Source organism: Rhizobium sp. Root1203, assembly GCF_001424945.1.
Lineage (GTDB): Bacteria > Pseudomonadota > Alphaproteobacteria > Rhizobiales > Rhizobiaceae > Rhizobium.
Genome location: NZ_LMCW01000056.1, coordinates 39,037 through 61,660, shown reverse-complemented (window position 1 = coordinate 61,660; position 22,624 = coordinate 39,037). Strand labels below are relative to the sequence as shown.

Here is a 22,624-nt window from a genome sequence, read left to right as displayed (position 1 = left end):
GGCCCGTCCTCCTGAACTATTCGGCTGCCTGCACTCCGCGCGGTTGCTTGTCGTTTTCACCAGCTTCGCCTTCCGACGCGGCTGGCAATCGCCATCCCTTGGCCAGTCCGTAGACCGCCGGGAGCATGACCTGTACCGATCCCGGAATGCGTCATGTGCAAAGTTTGAGTTGACCGCCTTCGATGGCGAGGCGACATTCGCACCTGTAGCAAAGCAGGAGGAAAAGCGATGGAAGAACCAGACCGTTGGCGCCATATGGCAAACGCGCCGAAAGACGGTAGTCGGATCCTGGTCACGATCCGCCCGTCCGAACAGGGCTCGGCAGAAGTTGATCTTGCTTACTGGTCGAATGGCGATCAGTTTGGGGGAGAAGGCTGGCGCGCGTCTGATTCCTCGCCCGGGCAGATCATCGAATACGCCGAACCGGAATTAAAGTGTTGGATGCCAATGCCCGCGGCCAACCTCAGTCGCGCCTCGATGCCCTCACCCTGGGAAGGCGACGACAACCAGCATCTCGACGGGTCCGGAATTTAAAACTCGCGCCGAATTACAATGGTTCCGGCTGAGATGAACCCGCCGACTAACAGCTACAGGAACCATGCGGCGGAGATCAATTCCGTCGGCGCTTGCAACTTTTCTCAGCTCTAGCCACCCATGTTCATCGGTGCGGTCATGCAGCCGTTCAGAAAGAGCGAGGCGCAGATCTGCGATCGCTCTAAGATTCGCTCGTCCGAAACACCGGAGAGCTGTCCTAGCATGACGGCACGCTGAGGTTCCATGACCATCATTCCACGCAGCATTCCCGTTGCCATTGCGGGATCATGCAGTGTGATCAAACCGCGTTCGGTTTGCAGCGACAGCCACTTCTCCATAGCCACGCTCGTGCGCGTTATGGCCTGTTCGTAGAAAACCCTTGCGATCTCGGGAAACCGGTCGGATTCGCTTAGCACCAAGCGAGTGATTGCAATTGTGTCGGTGGACAAAGTGAGGCGACCATAGGCGAGCAGGAGCCGTTCCAGTCCCTCGCGCACGCCCATATCTCTCAAACTGTTCTCGTCCAGTCCGAGAAAATATTGGCCGATCTTGGCCGATATGAGTTCGGAAAACAGATCTGCCTTGGCCGGGAAGAGGCGATATAGTGTTTTGGTCGAGATGCCCGCAGTCTGGGCAATCGTGCTGATACTCGCCGACGCATATCCGGCCTTTTTGAACTGGTCGTTTGCCGCTTGGATGATGATGGCTTTCGTATCGTCGTCGCACCGAACCTGTGGACGCCCGCGGCCACGTTTCTCCGCACAAATCTCCTGCATCAAATCAGACACCCCATTTTCTCTTTCCAGCAAAACTAAAGCAGTCTTTGGAAAATAGCAAGTTTCCAAAATATGGCCTGCTGCATTCCGCAGCCGTTTGCGCCGCAATCCAATCCCATGTTTCGATACGTTGACAATAGGAACATGTGAATTTTCCAAAATGTCGTTGACATCGATTACAACGAGCGTATTTTGGAAAACGTTACGTTTCCTAAAACGCATCCGTCGTCGACGAGATGTCCGGAGCAACAAACATGGACGAGAACATCATCAACCTGCCGAAGGCAGATCACAGGCCCGCTGAAACCCTCCCCAAGGAGATCGCGGCGCCGGTCCAACCGCCAGTGCAGGTGCCTACCGGCAGAACGTCGGTTTTCAAGAAGGGACTTATGGCCGCTGCGGCGATAGCGCTCGTCGCAGGCGGCGTTTACTACGGCCATCATTACTGGACAGTCGGCCGGTTCCAGGTGTCGACTGACGACGCCTACATCAAGGCCGACAGCAGCGCCATCGCCCCGAAGGTTTCTGGGTACTTGGCAAAGGTGCTCGTCGGCGACAACCAGCCGGTGAAGGCAGGGCAGGTGCTCGCCACCATCGATGACCGGGACTATGCAACGCTGCTCGATCAGGCCCGCGCCGACGTCGAGGCCGCGAAGGCCACAGTCGACGGAAAACAGGCCGCCCTTGAGACGCAGAAGTCAGTGATCGCAGCGGCACAGGCATCGATCGATATAGACGAGGCCAACGAAGCCTTCGCCGAGCAGAACGACAAGCGCTATTCGCGTCTGGCCGTTAGCGGCTACGCCCCCGTACAATCCGCTCAACAGGCCGCAGCGCAGATCACCGCAAACCGTGCCACGACCGCCCGCGATACCGCTGCCCTCGAGGGCGCAATCAGACACGTCGACATCCTGAAGGCCGAACTTGCACAGGCCAAGGCCATGCTTTCCCGAGATCTTGCTGTCCAGCGGCAGGCTGAACTCAATCTCTCATACGCAAGAATCGTCGCTCCGATCGACGGCGTCGTCGGCAACAGGACGTTGCGCGTCGGCCAGTACGTTCAGGCCGGAACGCAGTTGATGACCGTCGTCCCGACCAGCGCGGCGTACATCGTCGCCAACTTCAAGGAAACGCAGCTCACCGACGTCCACGCCGGACAGCCCGTCGACATCGACGTCGACACGTTCCCTGGCCAGGTTTATCACGGCCGCGTCGAAAGCATCGCCCCAGCAAGCGGTCAGGAATTCGCGCTGCTTCCTCCGGACAATGCGACGGGGAACTTCACCAAGGTGGTGCAGAGGATTCCCGTCCGGATCGTCCTCGACGCCCACAGTGCCGCGTCCGGTGACCTAAGGCCCGGAATGTCCGTACAGCCGAGCATCGATACCAAGGGTTCGAAGGAAGACCGCGATCTCTGATCGCGACGGCCAGGAGGGCCAGGTCATGTCTACAGTTGCTTCGACACCGACAGCGATACTGCCGGCTGCTTCCTCACAAAATGCTGGAACCAAGGAATGGATCGCGGTTCTCGCCGGGATGATCGGCGCGTTCATGGCAATCTTGAATATCCAGATCACCAACGCTTCGCTCCTGGAGATCGAGGGCGGTATCGGGACAGGCGTCGACAACGGCGCCTGGATCTCGACCTCCTACCTGATCGGCGAAATCATCGTCATCCCGCTGACTGCATACTTCAGCAACGTCTTTTCGTTCCGGAAATACATCATCGTCAACACGATCCTCTTCCCGCTATTTTCGATGGCCTGTGCGTTCGCACACGATCTCAACACGATGATCGTGTTGCGTGGCCTGCAAGGGTTCGCTGGCGGTATTTTGATCCCGATGGCCTTCACGATGGTGCTGACGAAGCTGCCCAAATCCCAGCAGCCTATCGGCCTTGCGATCTTCGCACTGTCGGTCACCTTCGCTCCGGCCATCGGCCCCACGATCGGTGGATACCTGACGGAAAACTACGGCTGGCAGACGATCTTCTTCATCAACACGATCCCGAGCGCCATCATGGCGGTAGCGCTTGCCGCGACGCTCGACAAGCAGCCCATGCGGCTCGGCCTTCTGCGCGAGGGCGACTGGGCCGGCATCTTCACGATGGCCATCGGTCTTTCGGCGCTCCAGACCGTGCTGGAAGAAGGAAACAAGGACGACTGGTTCTCGTCGCCGTTCATCGTCAAGCTGAGTATTGTCGCGGTCCTTTTCCTTGGCGCATTCATCTGGATCGAACTCAAGGTCGCCAAGCCCCTCGTCAAGCTCCGTCTTCTCACCCAGCGCAATTTCGGCATCGGCGTCCTGGTCAACGTCCTCGTCGGCGTCGCGCTTTTCGGAACCGTTTATATCCTGCCGCAGTATCTCGGCCAGGTGCAGCGCTATAATGCCGAGCAGATCGGCAACGTGCTGGCATGGACCGGTCTGCCGCAGCTTCTGCTGATCCCTCTAGTTCCAATGATGATGAAGCGGTTCGACGCCCGCTACATCGGGTTCCTCGGCATCAGTATCTTTGCCATCAGCTGCTTCATGAACGTCATGCTTTCCGCCGACAATGCGGGCGACCAGTTCTGGATTCCGAATATCATCCGTGCCATCGGTCAGGCACTGGTTCTCACCCCGATCACTGCCATCACGACCGGTGGCATCGCTCCCTCCGACGCCGCTGCGGCCTCCGGCCTCACGAACATGCTCCGCAACCTCGGAGGCGCAGTCGGAACGGCAACGCTCGGGACCGTTCTGACAAAACGTGAGCAATTCCACTCAAACATCATCGGTCAGTCGGTAACCGCGAGCCGCGACGAGGTCAGCGAACGCCTCAACCAGCTAACTGGATACTTCATGGCTCACGGCGTTTCGGATCACGCGAAGGCTGCCAGCCAGGCCGTCGTCGCATTAGGTCGGGTGGTAAAACGCCAGGCATTGATCATGGCCTTCAGCGATACCTTTGCGGTTATCGGCGTTGTGCTTGCCATTGCCGCGCTAGCTCTTCTCCTGACCAGGAAGTCGGATGCCGGCGGTAGCGCAGGGGCGCACTGAAAGCACGGACCTCATCTCCTGAACCGCTTAGTATCCAGTACTTCGTCGAGCGAGGACTGTGCCTTGTCGATCAAAGCGCTTCGGTATGGTAGACAACTGTCCCTCGCGCAGCGTGGTCGTTCAAGCCAAGCTTTTCGAGGACAGCTGGTCCGGTGGCGATCTGCTCGAAGTACATGGCAGAGCTGATGACTTTGCGGAGAAGACGATCCGGAAGCAGATGTGGTTCACGCTCAAGGTCGCGGCGGCGGCAACCCGGGCCGCCGCGATTACAGCCCGGCACCGTCCTGCAGTGGCTACTCCGCAAGGCGAAGGTTCCCCGATACTGACTATCGCGGGAACCGCCATATTTGTCTCACGATGGAGCATCCTCTGAGGGGCGAGCCTGATCCGGCTGACCAAGGGCGACATAGCCATCAGCTTCGGAACCTGGCACGATCCCCGACTTAGGCTGCTCGAACGGCCGCATTAAGCGGTATCTCGACATCAATTTCCAGGATCGACATGTGCTCGTCCCGATCCATCTTCACGTGGACTCTGTCACTATCGACCTGCACATGCCTGGCGATCACCGCAAGGATTTCCTCGCGCAAAATGGAGATAAGATCCGAGCCTGCCGACGAGCGTTCATGAGCCAGGAGCACCTGCAGACGCTCGCGTGCCGCCGGAGCGGTTCTCTGTTTGCTAAAAAACTGGAAAATGTTCATGCGGCCCTCCGTCCGAATATCTTGCCGAAAATGCCCCGCTTTTCTCCAGGAATTGTGATTGGCAACGTCTCGCCGGCTAGCCTACGAGCCGCATCGAAATAAGCCATTGCAGGAGCGCTGCGGCTATCGGCCAACGTGACGGGCGCGCCGATATTGGATGCACGCAAGACATCCATGCTTTCCGGAATAATGCCGAGAAGCGGAATGGACAGGATATCGAGAACGTCGTCGACCTTGAGCATATCGCCACGCTCGGCGCGGTTCGCGTCATAGCGCGTCAGCAACAGGTGCTTTTCCATACGCTCGCCACGTTCCGCCTTTGCTGTCTTTGCATCCAGCAGGCCGATGATACGGTCTGAATCGCGAACCGACGATACCTCGGGGTTGGTCACGACAACAGCAATATCGGCGTGCCGCATTGCCAGGGTGGCACCGCGCTCGATACCTGCCGGGCTATCGCAGATGATCCAGTCGAAATGTCGCTTCAAATCGGCTATGACCCGCTCGACGCCTTCTGCCGTCAAATTGTCCTTGTCCCGCGTTTGCGAGGCCGGCAGCAGGAAGAGCGTTTCCAGCCGCTTATCGCGGATAAGTGCCTGGGCAAGCTTCGCGTCTCCCTGTATGACGTTGATCAGGTCGTAGACAACCCTTCGCTCGGCACCCATTACCAGGTCGAGATTACGCAGGCCGACGTCAAAGTCGACGACGACGACCTTTTCGTTTCGCTGCGCCAGGGCTGCCCCAAGTGCGGCAGTCGAGGTCGTCTTCCCGACGCCGCCCTTGCCTGACGTGACTACGATGACTTTCCCCATCTTGCTCTCCTATGCCCTAGCCGGCTTGCGGCCTAGATAAGTTTCTCTGCCATGATCGCGTCGTCTTCGAGCCATAGCTGGACGGCTTGCCCTCGAAGGTCGGGGGTCATGTCGTCTGCCATTTTGTAGATGCCATCGATCGCTACCAGCTCGGCCTCGAGTTTCCGGCAAAAGATGCGCGCGGAGGCATTGCCGATCGACCCGGCCATCGCCCTTCCGCGCAACGTTCCGTATATGTGGATCGAGCCGCCGGCGATGATCTCTGCACCCGAAGCAACCGACCCGACGACCGTTACGTCACCTTCTGGGAAGATCACCGATTGGCCTGATCTTACCGGTTCCCTGAGGACAATTGATTGTGTGGTCGAAGTTTGAATGGCCGATGCTTGCAGGGAAGGGCGCGCTTCCCTCACCGCCTGCTGGTTCTGCGAACCGGCGGCATCATCCTTCTCGGCGATCGCAAGGTCGGAAACAGGTCTGCCACCCTTCAGCGCGGGAGGCATGCCGGGTCCGAGAATGGAGGGCCTGCCACCCTCGATTCCCATGATGCTGACATTGCGTGCAGCAAGTTCTGTGATGAGATCCTTCAGCTGAGACCGGTCGATCGCCAGATCGGTCAAATCGAGCACGACCGGTCGTCCCAGGAAAAAGCCCGCCGAACGCGCCGCAAGATCGTCGAGCCGAACAAGCCAGTCGTCGAAAGGCAGGTCCGGAGATAGCATGACCGCGAGGAAAGAGCGGCCCTTGATACGGATCGAGCGAGCGTCTGTTAGCACATTCTTCATCTATGTTAATGAATCGTTCCACATGTTTACCGCCTGTATGGTTAACAGAAAGTTAACGCCTGCCTCGCAAGATGCGGTCATGGCAGATAGTGGACGGGCCGCCTCACGCTATCGCATTCGGGAAGGTTCCAGGGCCTGCGGCGCGCGCGTAGCCGATCTGACTCTCGCTGCTCAGTCCAGCCCATTGCGTCGATCGCGGGACCCTGAAAATGCCGCTTGCAATGTTTTTTCGCGGCGTCATAGTTAAATTGCACACGTGCTCAATTTTGTCATTCGGCCGTCACACGCCCCCCGTAGAGCGAAACTTGTTCGCGCTTTTCATGGGATCTCGCGATGGCCTTCAACACAGGTGATGGCCCGTCAAGAGGCATACACCCGACCTTCCGGAGGAAACGAAGAGATGAGTATTCTGACGACATTGAAGTGCATGACCGCCGCAGCTGCCATCCTGGCTTCAACAACGGGCCTGTCCTTTTCGAAGGATATGACCATCACGGTGTGGGCGGGCGGTACAGGACCCAACGATGTCTACCGCCTCGATGCTATCGACATCGCCGCCGAGCAGCTGCAGCGGGAAGCTGCGATCAAGGGTGAAGACCTGAAGATCACGGTAGAGAAGAAGGCTTATAGCGGCTGGGAAGATTTCAAACAGGCAATGACGCTTGCCGCCGAAGCCAAGACTGCTCCGAACATCGTCGTCACTGGCCACGAAGACATCGGCCCTTGGGCGCAGTCCGGCCTGATCGTGCCGATCGAGGACTACGTTGACCTCGACTCCTGGCCTCTCAACGATATTTACGAAAACCTGATGCAGATCGCCTCCTTCAATGGCACGGTCTATGGCATTCCGCAGGACGCCGAGTCCCGCCCGATGTTCTTCTGGAAGCCCTACATGAAGGCGATCGGCTATAGCGATGCCGATCTCGATGCGCTGCCGAAGAAGGTCCAGGACGGCGGCTACACGATGAAGAACGTGCTGGAAGACGCCAAGAAGATGCAGGACAAGGGCCTGGTGCAGGCGGGCTACGGCTTCTATCCGCGCAATACCAACGGCCCCGATTTCTGGCAATTCTATACCAGCTTCGGCGGCACGATGGAGGAAAACGGCAAGCTTGTCTTCGACAAGGCGGCGATGCAACGCACTTACCAGTTCTTTGCCGACGCCGTGAAGGAGGGCGTCACCAAGAAGAATCACATCGGCATGCCCGGCGACCAATGGTGGAAGGAAGTTGCCTCAGGCAAGGCCGGCATCTGGCATGGCGGCACCTGGCACTACGCCCGCTATGTCAACCAGGAAGGTCTGAAGGATTTCTTCGGCAACGTCGTCTTTACGTTGATCCCGGCCGGCGAAGGCGGCAAGGCCAACACGCTGACGCATCCGCTGGTTTACCTGCTGACCTCTGATCACGACAAGGATTCAACCGAGATCGCCGCCCAGCTGATCAAGATAGCTTCCGAGCCGCGCATCAACGTGCTGCATGCGGTCAAATCCGCCCATCTCGGCATTTCCAAGTCAGAAACCGAAATCGAGCTTTATTCCTCCGATCGCTGGACGCGTGAAGCCACCGAGCGCCTGCTGCCCTACGCCAACGCGATGCCCAATAATGCCGATTTCGGCACCTACTGGAACATCATGTGGAAAGGCCTCGAAGCGTCGTGGACGGGCGCCAAGCCTGTCGACGCGGCCGTCAATGACGTCGAGAGCGAGCTGAAGAGCACGCTCGGCGACAAAATCGTCATCCGCTAAGCGCCCAAGCAACCTTCCGGGCGGCGGGGCCGCCCGGATCCTTCGCGGAGACTTTCGATGAGAACGTCCAGAACACTGGGGCTCGTGATGATCGCACCTGCCGCGGTCATGATCGTGTTGTTCTTCCTGATGCCGGTTGTATTGACCGCCGTCTTCTCCTTCACGAACATGACGACTGCGACGGGCATTTCAGGCGGCGCTTATCAGATCACGCCGAATTCGCTCGCTGCGCTCAGGAACGAAATGCCGGCCGTCGTGCTGCAGCTGACCGAGCCGCGCTATGCGATTGACGAGCAGGGCGTCAGAAGCGTTGAGGGCCTCGGGCTCGAGCCGGGCATTGCCGTCGAGCTGCGCGAGAAACATCTCGGTGACGTCTTCCCCTCGCGACGCGAGGCGGAACGCATGATCAAGGATCTTCAGGACCGGCCGTCGACCCGAGACGTCAAGCAGATCTCCGAGCAGTTCAATCGCTCCGTTGCCAATCTGCGTTTTGCGAGCAAGGACGACCTATTCGCCTCCCTCGACAAGTTTGGATTCAAGCTGACGGCCGAGCAGAAGGAGGGTTTGGCCAAGGCGACCTATACCGGCTGGAGCTGGACGACCGAGAACTTCTCGCACATAGCCTCCTCTCCGGATATGACGCAGATACTCTTCAACACGCTCCTCTATGTTGCCCTTGTACTCGTGTTGTTCAACACGACCTATGCAATGCTCCTGGCGATCTGGACGCACTACATGCCGGACCTGCCGGCGACGATCTTTCGATCGATCTGGCTTCTGCCACGCATCACGCCCGTCGTCATCTACGTGCTGATGTGGAAGTGGCTTGCCTGGGACACCGGCTTTATCTCCGTGTTGATGGGCAAGTTCGGCCATCCCCCGAAGAACTATCTTCTCGACAGCGCCTACCACGCCTGGTTCTTCGTGGTGCTTATCAACGGCTTTATCGGTGCCTCCATGGGGATGCTGGTCTTTTCTTCCGCACTGAGGGCAATTCCCAAGAGCCAGTTCTTTGCAAGTGAGGTGGATGGTGCGAGTCGCTGGCAGCAGATTCGCTACATCATCCTGCCGCAGATGCGCTGGCCGATCCTTTTCGTCACCTGCTACCAGACACTGTCGCTGCTTGCCTCCTTCAACGAAATCCTGCTGTCGACCCGCGGGGGGCCAGGCAAGGCGACTGAAGTCTGGTCGCTCGCCGCCTATCACACGGCGCTCAACAACTATGCCGGCAACCTGGAATACGGACTTGGCGCCGCGATGGCGTTGGTCCTCGTGGTGATCGGCATCATTCTGTCGCTCGCCTATCTGCGCGTCTTCAACTACGCCACGCTTGTTGCGCGGCCGCTCATCGAGGACTGAACATGGCGGAGAAATCGCGACCGTCTGCAAATTATCGCACATGGCCGGTGATCCTGGCGCTGACGATCGTCAGTCTTCCGCTGGTGCTGATGTATATCTATCTCTTCATAGACACGATCACCGACAAGCAGCCTGCTTCGCTTATCCCAGATGCGATCACGTTTCGCCATTGGTCCTTCCTTTGGCAGACACCGCCCGGAAGGCCGAACATCTGGCTTGTGACGCTGAACACGCTGATCTTCACGGCAAGCACCACAACGGTCGTGCTCCTCGTCTCGTCGATGGCCGGATACGTCCTCTCGCGGTTGAATGTGCCCGCGCGCGGCTTCTTCCTTGCCGGCATCATGGTGCTGCATGCCTTCCCGTCGGTGACGCTCATCATTGCAATTTTCATCGTGCTTCAGATGGTCGGCCTCTATAATTCTCTCATCGGCGTCATCCTCGTGAAGGCCGCGATCGACCTGCCCCTCGGTACCTGGCTGATGAAAGGCTTCTATGATGCCGTTCCCTGGGAGATCGAAATGGCCGGCGTCGTCGACGGGGCCTCGCGCTTCCGCGTCTGGCGCAGCCTCGTGTTGCCCCAGGTGCGTCCGGCGATCATGGCTTTGGCGCTCTTCTCCTTCCTGTCAAGCTGGGGCGAATTCATCCTTCCGCAGGTGCTCGCGCCAGGTGGGCAGGTACAGGTTCTCTCGGTCTATCTCTCGGGGCTGATCGCCGACGACAATAACTTCAGTTTCGGCACCTTCAAGGCGGTGGGCGTGTTCTATGTCATGCCCGTCCTGCTGCTTTACGTTTTCTTCCACAAATACCTGATGAATATCTACGGCGGCGGGAGCAAAGGCTGATGCGTATCCTCCTCGACAATTTCTCGAAGAGCTTTGGTTCCACGAAGGTGATCGAGAACATGAACCTCGAAGTGGCGCATGGCGAGATGCTGGCGCTCCTTGGCCCTTCGGGTTGCGGCAAATCGACGACACTTTTTGCCGTCTGCGGTATCCATCGTCCGACCGGAGGTCGCATTCTTTTTGGCGACCGTGACGTGACTGATCTACCGAGCCAGGCGCGCAATGTCGGCGTCGTCTTCCAGTCCTATGCGCTCTATCCCCACATGACGGTGGCCGAAAACATCGGCTTTCCACTGAAGGTCAAGGGAATGGCCTCCGCGGAGATCAACAAGGAAGTCGACCACATCGCTGGGCTCGTCCAGATCGATAATCTCCTGCGCCGCCGCCCCTCCGAGCTTTCCGGGGGGCAACAGCAACGCGTGGCGCTCGCCCGCGCACTCATCCGGAAGCCTGACGTCCTGCTTCTCGATGAGCCGCTCGCCAACCTCGACGCGAAACTCAGGCTGGAGATGCGATCCGAAATCCGCCGCATCCAGCGTGAGACAGGCATCACCGCCATTCTGGTGACCCACGACCAGGTGGAGGCCATGAGCATGTGTGACCGCATTGCCATCATGAAGGATGGCGAGATCGTGCAGATCGCGACGCCGGCGAAAATGTACAGCGACCCGCGTACCGCCTTCGTCGCCGGCTTTCTTGGTAGTCCGCCGATCACCTTCCTGCACGGGGTGGCGTCAAAAGGTGCCTTCTGCATTCCCGGTAGTCGAATCGAGGTTCCGTTGCCCGTCTCGGTCAATCCAGGCGAAGGTACAAAACTGCTGCTCGGCGTACGACCGGAACACTACAGTCCGACAGGCGATGTGCACGTGACCGGCACCATAAACTTCGCAGAGACCCAGGGTCGCGAGAACCTCTATGACGTGCGTCTTACCGACGGCGCATTGCTGCGGTCTATCCAGCCGGCCCGCCAAGACATCCGGATCGGTGAGGAGGTGACATGGGCCATCGACAGCCGAAGTGTGTTGGTATTTGATGAACAAGGACGGAGGCTCTGATGAAACACGACTTCACGGCCTTCCTCGAGCGCCATGGCTGGCCGGTAGGCAAAGGCCAAATTCCCTTCTGTATTGGCCATCGAGGCGCCAGCGGCCGTATGCGTGAAAACACACTCGCCGCCTTTCGCCTGGCGACGGAACTCGGCGCCGAAATGTGGGAGCTCGACACGCAGATGACGAAGGACGGCGTTGTCGTCGTCTGCCATGACGATCATCTCGAGCGTGTCTTCGGCGTGGACCGCCACATCTCGGAGATGACTGCGGCAGAGCTTGCTGGATTGGACGGCGTGGAGGTACCAACGTTCGAGGCGGTCGCGGCCCTGGGACGCGAGACAGGCACGGGGCTCTATGTCGAGCTGAAGGCACCGGGAAGCGGACTTGGATGCTGGCGGCACCTACAGGAGCAAGACCAGCGCTTTGCCTGCCTCGGCTCCTTCGATACGGCGCAGATCCGCGAGCTCCGCGCGGCAGGCTGCGACTATCCGCTCTCGGTACTGGTCCGCGTCGACCAGGATCCGCACGTCTTGGGCGACGAGGCGCATGCAGATATCCTGCACCTTTGCTGGGAACGCGGCGGCGACCGGCCACAGGATCTGGTCGCCCCGGCCCTGATGGACCGCGCCTTTGCGGAAGGGCGCGAGATCGTCTTGTGGCACGAGGAACGACGGTCGATCCTCGACGACATGATGAAACTGCCGGTACTCGGCATCTGCACGGACCTGCCGGACATGATGCGCACGGCCTCGGGTGGGGAACGAAATCTTGGCAGACAAGGATAAGGGACCGCGCAGAGTAACCTCGTTCGATGTGGCGCGCGTGGCGGGCGTCTCGCGGGCTGCTGTTTCGCGCGCTTTCACGCCCGATGCGAGCGTCTCGCCGAAAACACGCGAAAAGGTCCATCAGGCCGCCAAGGAACTGGGCTACCGCGTCAACTATCTGGCTCGCAGCCTGACAAACAAGCGCTCTGACCTTGTCGGGGTCGTTGCGGCGGGGCTGGACAACCCGTTTCGCACGCTTCAGATCGAGCATCTGGCGCGCGCGCTCATTTCCCGCAATTTCCGCCCGATCCTGCTGCCGACCTCGAAGGAGGCGGATACCTCGGCCGTCATCGGGCAGTTGCTCCATTATGCCGTGTCGGGAGTTATCGTCACATCGGACGCTCCGCCGACTGAAATCTGCGAGCAGTGTGCAGCCGACGGCGTACCGATCGTGTTGATCAACAAGGGCGACGACATTCCATTTGTCGACCGCATCGTTTCCGATGACCGCACTGCGGGACATCTGGCCGCCGATCACCTGATCGATTCAGGCGCCGGGCGCCTCGCCGTGATCGCAGCACCCTCCGTCTCCTATACTGCACGTCGCCGCGGCGATGCCTTCCTCGGTCGCTGCCGTCAGCGCGGTGTCGAAGTGCAATTGCTCACCATTGCCGTGAACGACTATCCATCTGGCTATGAGATCGCGTCCAAACTTTCCCCGATGGAGATCGACGGCGTGTTCTGCGCCAACGATTACACGGCCTGCGGCGTCGTCGACAGACTGATGTCCTCCCGCCGTCGCGAAGACGGGCATGCTATCCGCGTCATCGGCCATGACGACATCCCGCAGGCAAGCTGGGCCGCCTACGAACTCACCACCATTCGCCAGCCTTGCGACATCCAGGCCGAACAGACGATCGACCTCTTGATCAGCCGGATGGCAGAGCCAGACATGACGGCGCGTGTGGAATTCACGCCCGTATCACTGATCAAGAGAAGGACCGCATGATGAGCTCTCCACTCGATGCCACTGCCATCGATATCCGCGCCGCGGCCGCGATCGAGATCGCCCGCCGCGTTGGCCGCGAGGCGGCTCGCTTCCGCGCGGACATGGGTTGGGGGTTGAAGGTCGAGAACAAAGGCTTGCAGGATTTTGTAACTGTGGCCGACCGCAATGCCGAGCAGACCATCCGCGACGGACTACTTTCCCTGTTTCCGCAAGACACCTTCATGGGGGAGGAGTCGGGCGGCAGCCCTGGCGACGCAGGAAGCTGGGTCGTCGATCCAATCGACGGCACGACGAATTACATCCGCGGGTTCTCCCACTGGGGCGTTTCAATCGCCTTCTGCGCGGAGGGCCGCCTGGAAATCGGCGTGGTGTACGACGCCGCCAAGGATTCGGTCGTCTCGGCAGTGCACGGGAAAGGGGCTTTCAGAGAAGGCGTAGCCGTTCATGCTGCGCTGACGAGCGATCCGGCCAATGCGATGTGCATCCTTGGCCATTCGCGCAAGACAAGCTTCGACGAGCATCTGTCAGTCTCCCGCCGCCTTCATGAGCGCGGCATGGACTACCGCCGCATGGGCGCGGCAGCGATCGACCTCGTGCGCGTCGCCGAGGGCGCAGCCGATCTCTATTACGAGCGGCATCTGAATGCGTGGGATATGCTGGCGGGTGCGCTGATCGCCCGCGAGGCGGGCGCAGACGTCGCTATGCCCGCTCTCCCGACGCTCCTGTCCGATGGTGGTCCTGTCATTGCCTATTCGCCGGCCCTTGCCCAGGAATTCGAATTCATCCTCGAGATAGAAGGCCTGAAGCCGACGGCGGGCTGATCAGCCCGCGACACGCTTTGTCCAGGCACGCTCGGTCGCCGGCGCCTCGTCGGTGGTGACCTGATCGGGTTTCAACGCCATCAATGCCGAGAAATTCACCCACTCCTCATCATCGAAGCCGGTGTCGGGGTTCTTCAACGTGAAAGTCCAGGCATCGACGAGCCGCCCTTCGGCATGGCAGAGGCCGATCATGTCGAGACCGTCCCGCTTGGCGCGCAGAATAAGCGGCCAGTGAAGATAGACCGTGTCCGGCTCCGTGGGTCCGCGCAGGTCGGCGAGCAGGTTGCGCTCGACGGCAGCCAGCCCGTCATGCCGGTAGATGTCGACCAATTTTTCGGTCGGATCGATGCCTCGTTTCAAATGGGGCAGGCGCTCCTTGACCGCAACGATGAGGTCGAGGCATGCGCCGCTGACGATGATCGACGCGGCCGCGTTGCTGAAATACGCCGTGAGATGCGCAATACCCCTCTCGCCGATCGTTGCATAATCGTCCTTCATGTCGAACTGCAGCAGAGCTTTCGGATGTGCCTTCTGCATCATGGCCGCAAGGTTTTCGCTCAGGATGAGGGCGCGCTCGCCCTGTTGCATCCGCAGTGGGAGCAAATCCTTGATCGTTGTCGATGCGATCGCCCCGCTTCCGGTCGTCTCGCCTTCAAGCTCGGCATCGTGCAGCACGACGAAACCCCCGTCTGCGCGCACGCGCAGATCGAGCTCCATCGATGCACCATCCTCGAAACCTGCCGTCATAACCTCCCGCGAAAACAGCGGGTCACGCATCTGGCGGCGCAGCCGATGCCATTTCAGTCGGATAGAATGGCCATCGTGGCGTATCTCCAAGCCGGAAGCATCCATATCGCTCGCTCTCTCTCCTGACCGTTCGGCCGAGGCATCTATCATTTCCCCTTTGGTCAAGACAATGCACTTTCTGGCACGACCCGACCCGCAAGACAGACGCTGGAAGACCGAGTAGCCGCGCGACAGCACCGCCCTTAAGGAGCTGCGCTCGATCACGGCGTCCGGCGCCATCATGCTCCAAGGTGGTACGGTTCGATGGAGCGGCGGTCAGCGTTTGTTAGTGCTGAAAACACATGAGGCCGGTACAACGTCAAGTAATCCGCTGAACCGGTTGGCCGGCAGCAATGATCTAGTCCATTCTATGTACACCCGACACGACCTACCGAGAGGCACGTTGTCCCTGTCGCAGCCACCCCGCTCCCGCCCCTTTCTGTTTGCAGCCGTTTCGTCCTTGCAGAGCGCTCTTTTGGGCGTCGCATTGACGAGCGCCTTCGTCAACGTCCTCGTGCTCACGGGCTCTTTTTTTATGCTGCAGGTCTACGATAGGGTCATTCCCGCCCGCAGCTTGCCGACACTTGTCGGATTGATCATCATTACCGCGACGCTGTTCGCCTTTCAGGGCGTGCTTGAGCTCATCCGTGCCCTGCTTCTTGCGCGCATTGGCCAATCCGTTGACGAGCGCTTCAGTCAAATGGTTTTCCGATCATTCGCCGCAGGTCCGTCGCGAAAGCAGACACCCGAGAACGGCCTCCAGCCGCTGCGGGATATCGACACGGCGCGAGCCTTTCTCTCCGGTCCGGGCCCGACAGCACTCTTCGATCTCCCCTGGATGCCCTTCTATCTTGGTCTTTGCTTCTCGTTCCATGTCTGGATAGGGATCACAGCGCTCACGGGCGCGTTGCTCCTGGTTGCGCTGACGGTACTCGCCGACATACAGTCGAGGGAGCCGACGCGACAAGCTGCCGAAATCGGCATCGAGCGTATGGCACTGGCAGAGGCGACGAAGCGCAACGCCGAAGCGGTCGCCTCGATGGGATTTGAGCACCGGCTGGGTGATCGCTGGGCCGAGATCAATGCGCGCTATCGGCAAAACCACCTGCGTGCAACGAGCATCACTGCTGCGCTTGCGACCTTGTCTCGCATCGTCCGGCTGATGCTGCAATCCGGTGTATTGGCCGTTGGCGCCGCGCTCGTCATCCGCCAGGAGGCGACAGGAGGCATCATGATTGCCAGTTCCATCCTGGTCAGCCGCGCACTCGCCCCGGTGGAACTTGCGATCGGGCATTGGCGAGGATTTGCTGCGGCACGCCAGAGCTGGGCGCGCCTCATCAGGCTTGGGGAGATGACCAACGAGGACAAGCCGGAGGTTCGCCTTGCGAGCCCAACTGTGGACCTCAGGGTGGAGAACCTTCATCTTGCCGCACCGGGATCAACGGCCCCGATCGTCCGCGGTGTATCATTCGACATCAAAGCTGGAGAAGCGATTGGCGTGATTGGTCCAAGCGCATCCGGAAAGTCCTCGCTTGCACGAGGGCTTGTCGGACTTTGGACTCCCGTTGCAGGCGCCATCCGCCTCGACGGCGCGAGCCTTTCGCAATGGGATCGCGAGGAACTCGGCAGGCATATCGGCTATCTTCCTCAGGAGATCGGCCTGTTCGATGGCTCGATTGCCGAGAACATTGCGCGTTTTGACCGTTCGGCTTTGCCGGATAAGGTCATCGCTGCGGCTCGTGCGGCGGGCATATACGACATGGTTGTACGGTTTCCCGATGGTTTCGATACGCGGGTCGGCGACCAAGGAGCGGCATTGTCTGCCGGTCAGAGACAACGGGTTGCGCTTGCGCGGGCGCTCTACGGCGAGCCCTTTATAGTTGTTCTGGACGAACCCAATGCCAATCTCGACGCCGAAGGGGACGCCGCACTCGCACGCGCGATCCAAGGCGTCAGCAAGCGGGGTGGCATTGCAATCGTCGTTGCTCACCGACCAAGCGCCCTGGCGAGCGTCGGCAAGGTAATGGTCCTTGCAAACGGCCAGGTACAGGCCTTTGGCCCCAAGGAGGATTTTCTCAATCAGGCCGCCTCGGCATCCACACCGGTGTCCTTCTCCGCTCGCCTTCGTTCTCGCAGCGAGGGAGCGGCCGCGCAATGACGGATAGAGCTTTCCTTCCGGCCGAACGCGCAATTCGGCGCCTGACATTGCTTGCCCTGTCCGTCATCGTGGTTCTGGTTGGCGTTCTCGGCAGTCTCGCTGCGACAATCCGTCTGAACGGCGCGGTGATCGCCACAGGCACACTCGTCGTCGACAGTTACGTAAAGCCGGTTCAACATCAAAAAGGCGGCACCGTTGATCATGTCTTCGTCCTCAATGGCGACCGCGTCGAACCTGGACAGGTTCTGGTCCATCTCGACGACACCCAGACCCGGGCAACACTTGCGATCGTCTCTCGGAGACTGAGACAGCTTGCGGCGCGAACTGCACGGCTGACGGCTGAACGCGATGGCCTTGAGACCGTCGAATTTCCTGAGGTGGTAAGCCGAGCAGACACCGATGAGCGGGCCGCGCTCGTGGACGGGGAACGCAGACTGTTTGACGACCGCCGATCTTCACAGAAGGGCCGCGAGGCACAACTCAAGGAGCGAGTGCGGCAGCTCGGTCAGGAAGCCCAGGGTTTGATATCGCAACAGAAAGGCAAGGGCGAGGCGATCGAGATCATCGGCCGGGAGCTTTCAAGTCTTCAGCCGCTCCTCAGACAAGGCATCATTCCCGCTACCCGCGTTTACGCGCTCCAGCGCGACGCAGCCGACCTGAGAGGAGAGCTCGGCAGGTTGGTCGCGTCAGCGGCCGAAGTGAGGGGAAAGATTGCCGAGACCGAGTTGCAGATCATTCAGTTGGGTGATGATCGACGCAGCGAAGTTTCGGAACAGTTGCGACAGGCTCAAGGCGACATCGGAGAATATTCGGAGCGCCTTGTTGCTGCGGAGGATGAATTGAAGCATGTCGACATCCGTGCGCCGCAGTCGGGAGTGGTCCATCAGCTGGCGGTTCATGCGACGGGCGCGGTGGTTGCGCCCGGCGAACCGATCATGCAGATCGTGCCCGACGGCGATGCTTTGATCCCGGAGGTGAGACTGTCGCCCCAGGACATCGACCAGGTGATCGTGGGGCAAAACGTGACGCTTCGGCTGTCTGCCTTTAATCAGCGCACGACATCCGAACTAACTGGCCGCGTCGCCAGTGTGACAGCGGATCTTACAGCCGATCAACGCACCGGCCAAAGCTATTACGGTGTCCGTATTCGTGTGTCGGGGACAGAATGGCGCCGGCTTGGAAAATTGGTGCCTCTCGCTGGCATGCCCGTCGAAGCGTTCATTGAAACGGGCGAGCGAACCGCCCTTGGCTACCTCGCAAAGCCGTTCATGGATCAGGCCGCCCGGGCGTTCAGGGAGGAGTAGCTTTTTGATGGCGCAATGCCCCGCACTGACACATGCCAGCGCTAGGGAGACCTCTTTGTTAATGGTGGCATCCATTTTGACGGGAGGAGCGGTCGGCTGACCCAGACAATTCCACCCTCGGGGTGCCGCTGCCCAATGCACGATGATAGCCTTCTGGTGGGAGGCAAACAACAGGAGCTGACTCATGCCACAGTCGATTCAAAACGCCGTTGGTAAAAGCCTCTTTTACAGTGGTGGATCAAGCGCCTGGTTTTCCGCAACCGGTTCGGGGCCAGTGCTGAAGGGTACCGCCGGCAATGACTCCATATGGGGTGACAGCTCGGTCAACGTCACGATGCAGGGCGGAACGGGCGACGATATCTACTACCTCTACTCAAGCATCAATCGCGCAGTTGAGGCACCGGGCGGTGGCACTGACACCATCAACACGTGGATGAGCTATACCCTGCCCGAGAACTTCGAGAACCTGACCGTTACCGGCAGCGGTCGCTACGCGTTCGGCAATCATAGCGACAACATCATCTCAGGCGCATCTGGTAGCCAGACCATCGATGGCGGAGCAGGAAACGATGTCCTCATTGGTGGTGGCGGCGCCGATACGTTCATCTTCACGCATGGCAATGGCAGTGACCTCATCGTCGATTTCGGCAGTGACGACACGATCCGTCTCAACGGCTACGGCTTGACTACTTTCGATCAGGTCATCAGCCACTCTAGGCAGGAAGGCAACAATCTGCGCCTGGATCTCGGCGGTGGCGACAGCCTTGTCTTTGCAAACAGCACAGCAGCCGATCTCCACGCCGACCAGTTTCAACTGGCGCTCGACCGGTCCAAGCTCACGCTCACATTTGCAGACGAGTTCAATAGTCTTTCCGTTCGCAACGGCGATCACGGCACGTGGGATACCAAATTCTGGTGGGCGCCCGACAAAGGCAGCACGCTTCCGGGGAACGGTGAGCAGCAATGGTACATCAACCCTTCCTACGCCGCGACTTCGGCAGTCAAACCATTTTCGGTTGAAAACGGCGTCCTGACCATCACCGCAAGCCGGACGCCTACGGCACTCGAACCACAGATCGACGGCTACGACTACACGTCAGGCATACTGACGACGCACTCTTCGTTTGCCCAAACCTACGGCTACTTCGAAATTCGGGCAGACATGCCGACCCAGCAGGGCGCGTGGCCTGCTTTCTGGTTGCTGCCGGAAAACGGCTCCTGGCCGCCGGAACTCGACATCGTGGAGATGCGTGGGCAGGACCCGAACACGGTGAACGTCACTGTCCACAGTCAGGATGCAGGGTCGCACCAGATGGAATCGACTGCGGTCAAGGTCACCAGTACTGAGGGGTTTCATAAGTACGGCGTACTGTGGAACGAGGATCAGATCGTTTGGTATTTCGATGACGTAGCTGTGGCACACGCGGACACGCCAGCCGACATGCATGACCCCATGTATATGCTGGTCAATCTCGCCATCGGCGGCGCCGCAGGATCACCAGGCGACGGATTGCCGAACGGCGCCCATTTTCAGATAGACTACATCCATGCCTACGCGCTTGCCGACAGCCCCGTCACGCAAAGTGCGCACGTAACGGGTGGTGACTGGCAGACATGAAGCTGCAAGCGCACCGCCGAAGCAGTCGTCGGAGGGTGCTGTCGCTTTCGGAGCGTCGACCTCTACCAACACATCCGCTCGAGCAGATGCGAACAAGACTTGCAGGCGAGGGCCGTCCAATATGGGTCAGATTTCAGGTGCAACCGGCATCACAACCAACGCAATCAAGTGATCCGGCCGCGTGCTGGCACAAGATCTGCGCGGGCATAGTGCTCTCCTCTGACGAAATGGTCGTACTCAAACCATATTGCTGATGACGCAAGCGTGGTTGGGAACGATGCGCAGGAGTTCCCCCAACGACGGCCGCTTCTCGCCGGTGTATTCGATCCGCCCATGCTTCTCACTCAGCGAGACGATCGAACGTCCGTACCTTCGTGCCTGCATCGACAATCTTTTACCGCCGACCTGACGACCGTTCTCCACATTGCCGGCGCGCGGTCTTCGGGCATGCACGCAGCAGCGACATCGTTGTAGATATAGCTGCCTGGTCCGTATTCGGTACGGATTCATCTGCGATTGTGGACTTCCCGCGGCCGGAAACGCCATGACGACGATGCGTCGGAGAACATCAGAGGGACGCAGTGATGCCACCATCGACATAGAGCACATGACCGTTGACGAAGGAGGAGGCATCGGAGGCGAGAAACACACAAGCCCCGACAAGCTCCTCTAGCTTGCCCCATCGTCCCGCCGGCGTGCGTTTTTCAAGCCAGTCTGAAAAGGCCGTGTCGGCAACCAGAGCCGCGTTCAGCGGCGTGTCAAAATAGCCGGGCGCGATGGCGTTGCACTGGAGACCGTAACGCGCCCAGTCCGTCGCCATTCCTTTCGTGAGGTTGCCGACAGCGCCCTTTGTCGCTGTATAGGGGGCAATGCCGGGTCTTGCGAGCGCAGTTTGCACGCTGGCGATGTTGATGATCTTGCCGGATCCCCGCTTGATCATATGGCGCGCGACTGCCTGCCCCACATTGAAGACAGAGGAGACGTTGGTCCGCAGCAGCTGCTCGAATGCTTCCGCCGGAAAATCCTCAAGTGGAGAACGGTGCTGGATGCCGGCATTGTTCACCAGAATATCGAACGCGCCGATCTCCATTTCGAAATCATCGACAGCTTTTCTCACTCCAGCATGATCAGTGACGTCGAATGCGAGCGTCCGCACGCCGCCGCCCAGAAGTCGCGCGGCCTCTTTCAGCTTGCCGGCATCGCGCCCGTTCAGAACGACCTCGGCGCCGGCATCGGCGAGACCTTGCGCCAAGCCGAGCCCGATTCCCTGACCCGATCCGGTTACGAGAGCCCTTCGGCCGGTCAAGTCGAACAGATTTCTCGACATTATCTTCCTCTCCTCAACAATCAATTCTGGCGCAACTCATCTTCCACCTTCGAAAGCGATGCCTCAAACGCATCTGCGATCATGTCCACCTGCGCCTCATCGATGATGAACGAAGGACAAGACGTGATGGTATTGCCTTGGGGACGCAGAATGAGGCCGGCTGCCCCACGCATGCCCATCAATGGAAGGACGTCGAGATCCGGGGCATGTGGCTTACGGAACATGCCGACTGGCGACACGTATTCGGAAGTGGTCAACCCTATCGGCCCAATGCGGAGTGCATCTGACTTCGAGTCAACAGACACGCGGCTGCGGCTTAATGTCCAGATTTGCGACGACGTCAATGTCGGATGCTGTCGGCAGCGGCAAGCATCTCCACGGCGTTTGGAAAGATGGAGAGGCTGTTCGGCCCGTCGCGCGCTTCAATTTGCACCCAGCGAACGATCCCGTCCGCGTCGATGAGGAAGTGCCCGACAAGCTGTGTGGGGTGGTTTGCGAAGATGGCATGATCGGCTTCGCTAAGCACAAAGCCGTCCTTGGCGTTGAGCACGGGATTGGCAGCCATTGGATGCAGAGCTTCGGGCAATTCGCCCGTCGGGTTAATGCGAGCTGCCTCAAATTGCGCCCTGCTTGCCCGATAAGGCCATACTGGCTGCTCGCGACTGTTCTCGGCAAGGAATTCGGCGTGCGGTACGCCAAAGGCCCGGTGCGTTGTACAATTTTCGTCACACAGGAGCAGAGCCGGTGTTGGCCGGTGTCCAAAATACATGCGGGCGCGCTCCAAAGGCGTGTTGATCACGGCGACAGTTTCGACCCCCGCAGCGCGCAGAGCCGGCTGTAGGCCGCCGAGCTGTCCCACCTGACGCCTACAGAACGGGCAATGCAGTCCACGGAAGAAGGCGATCAGAAACGACCGACCGCGGAGGTTGGCGAGAGAAACGGTACCTTCTCGATTTGCCGCGGGAAGCGTGAAGGCCGGCGCGTTTTCCCCTGGTTGTATCGGGCGTGTCTGGCCTTGCACGGCATCTGTCCTCTGCTAGGCGTCTAGGTGAATGCTTGCCCTGATCCAGGCACCAAACCTAGCACGCTACCGCACAATTCGCTATGTTATGGGAGCGCGGCAAAGGATCCCGATTTTTTGCGCAATCCTGCCGCCCCTAAAAATCGGCCGAGTGCGTCGGGCATCC

Annotated in this window: 23 protein-coding genes; 14 read left to right on the top strand and 9 right to left on the bottom strand. The window is 59.6% G+C overall.

Going from position 1 to position 22,624, the window contains the following annotated elements; genetic code table 11:
• The first annotated feature begins 228 nt into the window (after window positions 1-228).
• Window positions 229-534, top strand: coding sequence for a hypothetical protein (locus ASC97_RS28500; RefSeq protein ID WP_057471698.1), 306 nt, complete (start codon window positions 229-231; stop codon window positions 532-534).
• Window positions 535-644: 110 nt separating this feature from the next.
• Here the strand turns inward: ASC97_RS28500 and ASC97_RS28495 are convergent, their stop codons facing one another.
• Window positions 645-1,313: a TetR/AcrR family transcriptional regulator gene (locus ASC97_RS28495; protein ID WP_057471697.1), complete on the bottom strand. Its 669-nt coding sequence runs from the start codon at window positions 1,311-1,313 to the stop codon at window positions 645-647.
• Window positions 1,314-1,564: 251 nt separating this feature from the next.
• Between ASC97_RS28495 and ASC97_RS28490 the strand changes: the two genes are divergently transcribed.
• From ASC97_RS28490 to ASC97_RS34970, 3 genes are all read left to right on the top strand, one after another.
• The gene (locus ASC97_RS28490; RefSeq protein WP_082530207.1) at window positions 1,565-2,728 is read left to right on the top strand and encodes an HlyD family secretion protein; all 1,164 of its coding nucleotides are present in this window, start codon (window positions 1,565-1,567) and stop codon (window positions 2,726-2,728) included.
• A gap of 25 nt (window positions 2,729-2,753) precedes the next feature.
• Window positions 2,754-4,349 (top strand): DHA2 family efflux MFS transporter permease subunit, encoded by a 1,596-nt coding sequence (locus tag ASC97_RS28485; RefSeq protein ID WP_057471696.1) that lies wholly within the window; start codon window positions 2,754-2,756, stop codon window positions 4,347-4,349.
• 85 nt (window positions 4,350-4,434) lie between these two features.
• A complete protein-coding gene (locus ASC97_RS34970; RefSeq protein WP_057471695.1) occupies window positions 4,435-4,722 on the top strand; it encodes a hypothetical protein in 288 nt (95 codons plus the stop codon).
• Window positions 4,723-4,792: 70 nt separating this feature from the next.
• On the opposite strand, the gene minE is transcribed toward ASC97_RS34970, so the two are convergent.
• Genes minE through minC form a run of 3 tightly spaced genes read right to left on the bottom strand, consistent with a single transcriptional unit; the run spans window position 4,793 to window position 6,650 of the window.
• Window positions 4,793-5,053 carry a cell division topological specificity factor MinE gene (gene minE, locus ASC97_RS28475; RefSeq protein WP_057471694.1) on the bottom strand — a complete coding sequence of 87 codons (261 nt, stop codon included), beginning with the start codon at window positions 5,051-5,053 and terminating at the stop codon, window positions 4,793-4,795.
• On the bottom strand, window positions 5,050-5,865 hold the full coding sequence (minD, locus tag ASC97_RS28470) for a septum site-determining protein MinD (protein WP_057471693.1): 816 nt from the start codon (window positions 5,863-5,865) through the stop codon (window positions 5,050-5,052). The genes minE and minD overlap by 4 nt, the downstream gene beginning before the upstream one ends.
• Before the next feature lie 32 nt (window positions 5,866-5,897).
• Entirely contained in the window at window positions 5,898-6,650 is a 753-nt protein-coding gene (gene minC / locus ASC97_RS28465) for a septum site-determining protein MinC (RefSeq protein ID WP_057471692.1), read from the bottom strand.
• 400 nt (window positions 6,651-7,050) lie between these two features.
• On the opposite strand from minC, the gene ASC97_RS28460 reads away from it, so the two are divergent.
• The 7 genes from ASC97_RS28460 to ASC97_RS28430 are packed head-to-tail and all read left to right on the top strand — an operon-like array spanning window position 7,051 to window position 14,244.
• Entirely contained in the window at window positions 7,051-8,397 is a 1,347-nt protein-coding gene (locus ASC97_RS28460) for an extracellular solute-binding protein (RefSeq protein ID WP_057471691.1), read from the top strand.
• A gap of 57 nt (window positions 8,398-8,454) precedes the next feature.
• Window positions 8,455-9,756, top strand: coding sequence for a carbohydrate ABC transporter permease (locus ASC97_RS28455; RefSeq protein ID WP_057471690.1), 1,302 nt, complete (start codon window positions 8,455-8,457; stop codon window positions 9,754-9,756).
• A 2-nt stretch (window positions 9,757-9,758) separates the two neighbouring features.
• Window positions 9,759-10,601: a carbohydrate ABC transporter permease gene (locus tag ASC97_RS28450; protein WP_057471689.1), complete on the top strand. Its 843-nt coding sequence runs from the start codon at window positions 9,759-9,761 to the stop codon at window positions 10,599-10,601.
• Window positions 10,601-11,656 carry an ABC transporter ATP-binding protein gene (locus tag ASC97_RS28445; RefSeq protein WP_057471688.1) on the top strand — a complete coding sequence of 352 codons (1,056 nt, stop codon included), beginning with the start codon at window positions 10,601-10,603 and terminating at the stop codon, window positions 11,654-11,656. Before ASC97_RS28450 ends, ASC97_RS28445 begins: the two co-directional genes overlap by 1 nt.
• Window positions 11,656-12,435, top strand: a complete 780-nt coding sequence (locus ASC97_RS28440) for a glycerophosphodiester phosphodiesterase (RefSeq protein WP_057471687.1) — start codon at window positions 11,656-11,658, stop codon at window positions 12,433-12,435. The genes ASC97_RS28445 and ASC97_RS28440 overlap by 1 nt, the downstream gene beginning before the upstream one ends.
• A complete protein-coding gene (locus ASC97_RS28435) occupies window positions 12,419-13,423 on the top strand; it encodes a LacI family DNA-binding transcriptional regulator (protein WP_057471686.1) in 1,005 nt (334 codons plus the stop codon). Before ASC97_RS28440 ends, ASC97_RS28435 begins: the two co-directional genes overlap by 17 nt.
• Window positions 13,423-14,244 (top strand): inositol monophosphatase family protein, encoded by an 822-nt coding sequence (locus tag ASC97_RS28430; RefSeq protein ID WP_057471845.1) that lies wholly within the window; start codon window positions 13,423-13,425, stop codon window positions 14,242-14,244. Before ASC97_RS28435 ends, ASC97_RS28430 begins: the two co-directional genes overlap by 1 nt.
• Here the strand turns inward: ASC97_RS28430 and ASC97_RS28425 are convergent, their stop codons facing one another.
• A complete protein-coding gene (locus tag ASC97_RS28425) occupies window positions 14,245-15,096 on the bottom strand; it encodes a glycerophosphodiester phosphodiesterase (protein ID WP_057471685.1) in 852 nt (283 codons plus the stop codon).
• A gap of 337 nt (window positions 15,097-15,433) precedes the next feature.
• Between ASC97_RS28425 and ASC97_RS28420 the strand changes: the two genes are divergently transcribed.
• The 3 genes from ASC97_RS28420 (at window position 15,434) to ASC97_RS28410 (ending at window position 20,110) form a co-directional block, all read left to right on the top strand.
• A complete protein-coding gene (locus ASC97_RS28420; RefSeq protein WP_057471684.1) occupies window positions 15,434-17,188 on the top strand; it encodes a type I secretion system permease/ATPase in 1,755 nt (584 codons plus the stop codon).
• A complete protein-coding gene (locus tag ASC97_RS28415; RefSeq protein WP_057471683.1) occupies window positions 17,185-18,492 on the top strand; it encodes an HlyD family type I secretion periplasmic adaptor subunit in 1,308 nt (435 codons plus the stop codon). Before ASC97_RS28420 ends, ASC97_RS28415 begins: the two co-directional genes overlap by 4 nt.
• 184 nt (window positions 18,493-18,676) lie before the next feature.
• Complete coding sequence (locus ASC97_RS28410) at window positions 18,677-20,110, top strand: family 16 glycosylhydrolase (protein ID WP_057471682.1); 1,434 nt, start codon at window positions 18,677-18,679, stop codon at window positions 20,108-20,110.
• 237 nt (window positions 20,111-20,347) lie between these two features.
• Here ASC97_RS28410 and ASC97_RS35850 read toward each other — a convergent pair whose 3' ends face one another.
• The 4 genes from ASC97_RS35850 to ASC97_RS28395 form a co-directional block, all read right to left on the bottom strand.
• Entirely contained in the window at window positions 20,348-20,494 is a 147-nt protein-coding gene (locus ASC97_RS35850; protein ID WP_162246727.1) for a hypothetical protein, read from the bottom strand.
• Between the two features lie 184 nt (window positions 20,495-20,678).
• Window positions 20,679-21,437: an SDR family oxidoreductase gene (locus ASC97_RS28405; RefSeq protein ID WP_057471681.1), complete on the bottom strand. Its 759-nt coding sequence runs from the start codon at window positions 21,435-21,437 to the stop codon at window positions 20,679-20,681.
• Window positions 21,438-21,457: 20 nt separating this feature from the next.
• Window positions 21,458-21,694, bottom strand: a complete 237-nt coding sequence (locus tag ASC97_RS28400) for a hypothetical protein (protein ID WP_156390493.1) — start codon at window positions 21,692-21,694, stop codon at window positions 21,458-21,460.
• Between the two features lie 83 nt (window positions 21,695-21,777).
• Entirely contained in the window at window positions 21,778-22,458 is a 681-nt protein-coding gene (locus tag ASC97_RS28395; protein WP_057471679.1) for a peroxiredoxin-like family protein, read from the bottom strand.
• Between the last annotated feature and the right edge of the window lie 166 nt (window positions 22,459-22,624).

Coding starts and splice junctions, on each gene's coding strand:
- ASC97_RS28500 (WP_057471698.1), top strand. CDS start 229: ATGGAAGAACCAGACCGTTGGCGCCATATGGCAAACGCGCCGAAAGAC.
- ASC97_RS28490 (WP_082530207.1), top strand. CDS start 1,565: ATGGACGAGAACATCATCAACCTGCCGAAGGCAGATCACAGGCCCGCT.
- ASC97_RS28485 (WP_057471696.1), top strand. CDS start 2,754: ATGTCTACAGTTGCTTCGACACCGACAGCGATACTGCCGGCTGCTTCC.
- ASC97_RS34970 (WP_057471695.1), top strand. CDS start 4,435: ATGGTAGACAACTGTCCCTCGCGCAGCGTGGTCGTTCAAGCCAAGCTT.
- minE (WP_057471694.1), bottom strand. CDS start 5,053: ATGAACATTTTCCAGTTTTTTAGCAAACAGAGAACCGCTCCGGCGGCA.
- minD (WP_057471693.1), bottom strand. CDS start 5,865: ATGGGGAAAGTCATCGTAGTCACGTCAGGCAAGGGCGGCGTCGGGAAG.
- minC (WP_057471692.1), bottom strand. CDS start 6,650: ATGAAGAATGTGCTAACAGACGCTCGCTCGATCCGTATCAAGGGCCGC.
- ASC97_RS28460 (WP_057471691.1), top strand. CDS start 7,051: ATGAGTATTCTGACGACATTGAAGTGCATGACCGCCGCAGCTGCCATC.
- ASC97_RS28455 (WP_057471690.1), top strand. CDS start 8,455: ATGAGAACGTCCAGAACACTGGGGCTCGTGATGATCGCACCTGCCGCG.
- ASC97_RS28450 (WP_057471689.1), top strand. CDS start 9,759: ATGGCGGAGAAATCGCGACCGTCTGCAAATTATCGCACATGGCCGGTG.
- ASC97_RS28445 (WP_057471688.1), top strand. CDS start 10,601: ATGCGTATCCTCCTCGACAATTTCTCGAAGAGCTTTGGTTCCACGAAG.
- ASC97_RS28440 (WP_057471687.1), top strand. CDS start 11,656: ATGAAACACGACTTCACGGCCTTCCTCGAGCGCCATGGCTGGCCGGTA.
- ASC97_RS28430 (WP_057471845.1), top strand. CDS start 13,423: ATGAGCTCTCCACTCGATGCCACTGCCATCGATATCCGCGCCGCGGCC.
- ASC97_RS28425 (WP_057471685.1), bottom strand. CDS start 15,096: ATGGATGCTTCCGGCTTGGAGATACGCCACGATGGCCATTCTATCCGA.
- ASC97_RS28415 (WP_057471683.1), top strand. CDS start 17,185: ATGACGGATAGAGCTTTCCTTCCGGCCGAACGCGCAATTCGGCGCCTG.
- ASC97_RS28410 (WP_057471682.1), top strand. CDS start 18,677: ATGCCACAGTCGATTCAAAACGCCGTTGGTAAAAGCCTCTTTTACAGT.
- ASC97_RS35850 (WP_162246727.1), bottom strand. CDS start 20,494: ATGCAGGCACGAAGGTACGGACGTTCGATCGTCTCGCTGAGTGAGAAG.
- ASC97_RS28405 (WP_057471681.1), bottom strand. CDS start 21,437: ATGTCGAGAAATCTGTTCGACTTGACCGGCCGAAGGGCTCTCGTAACC.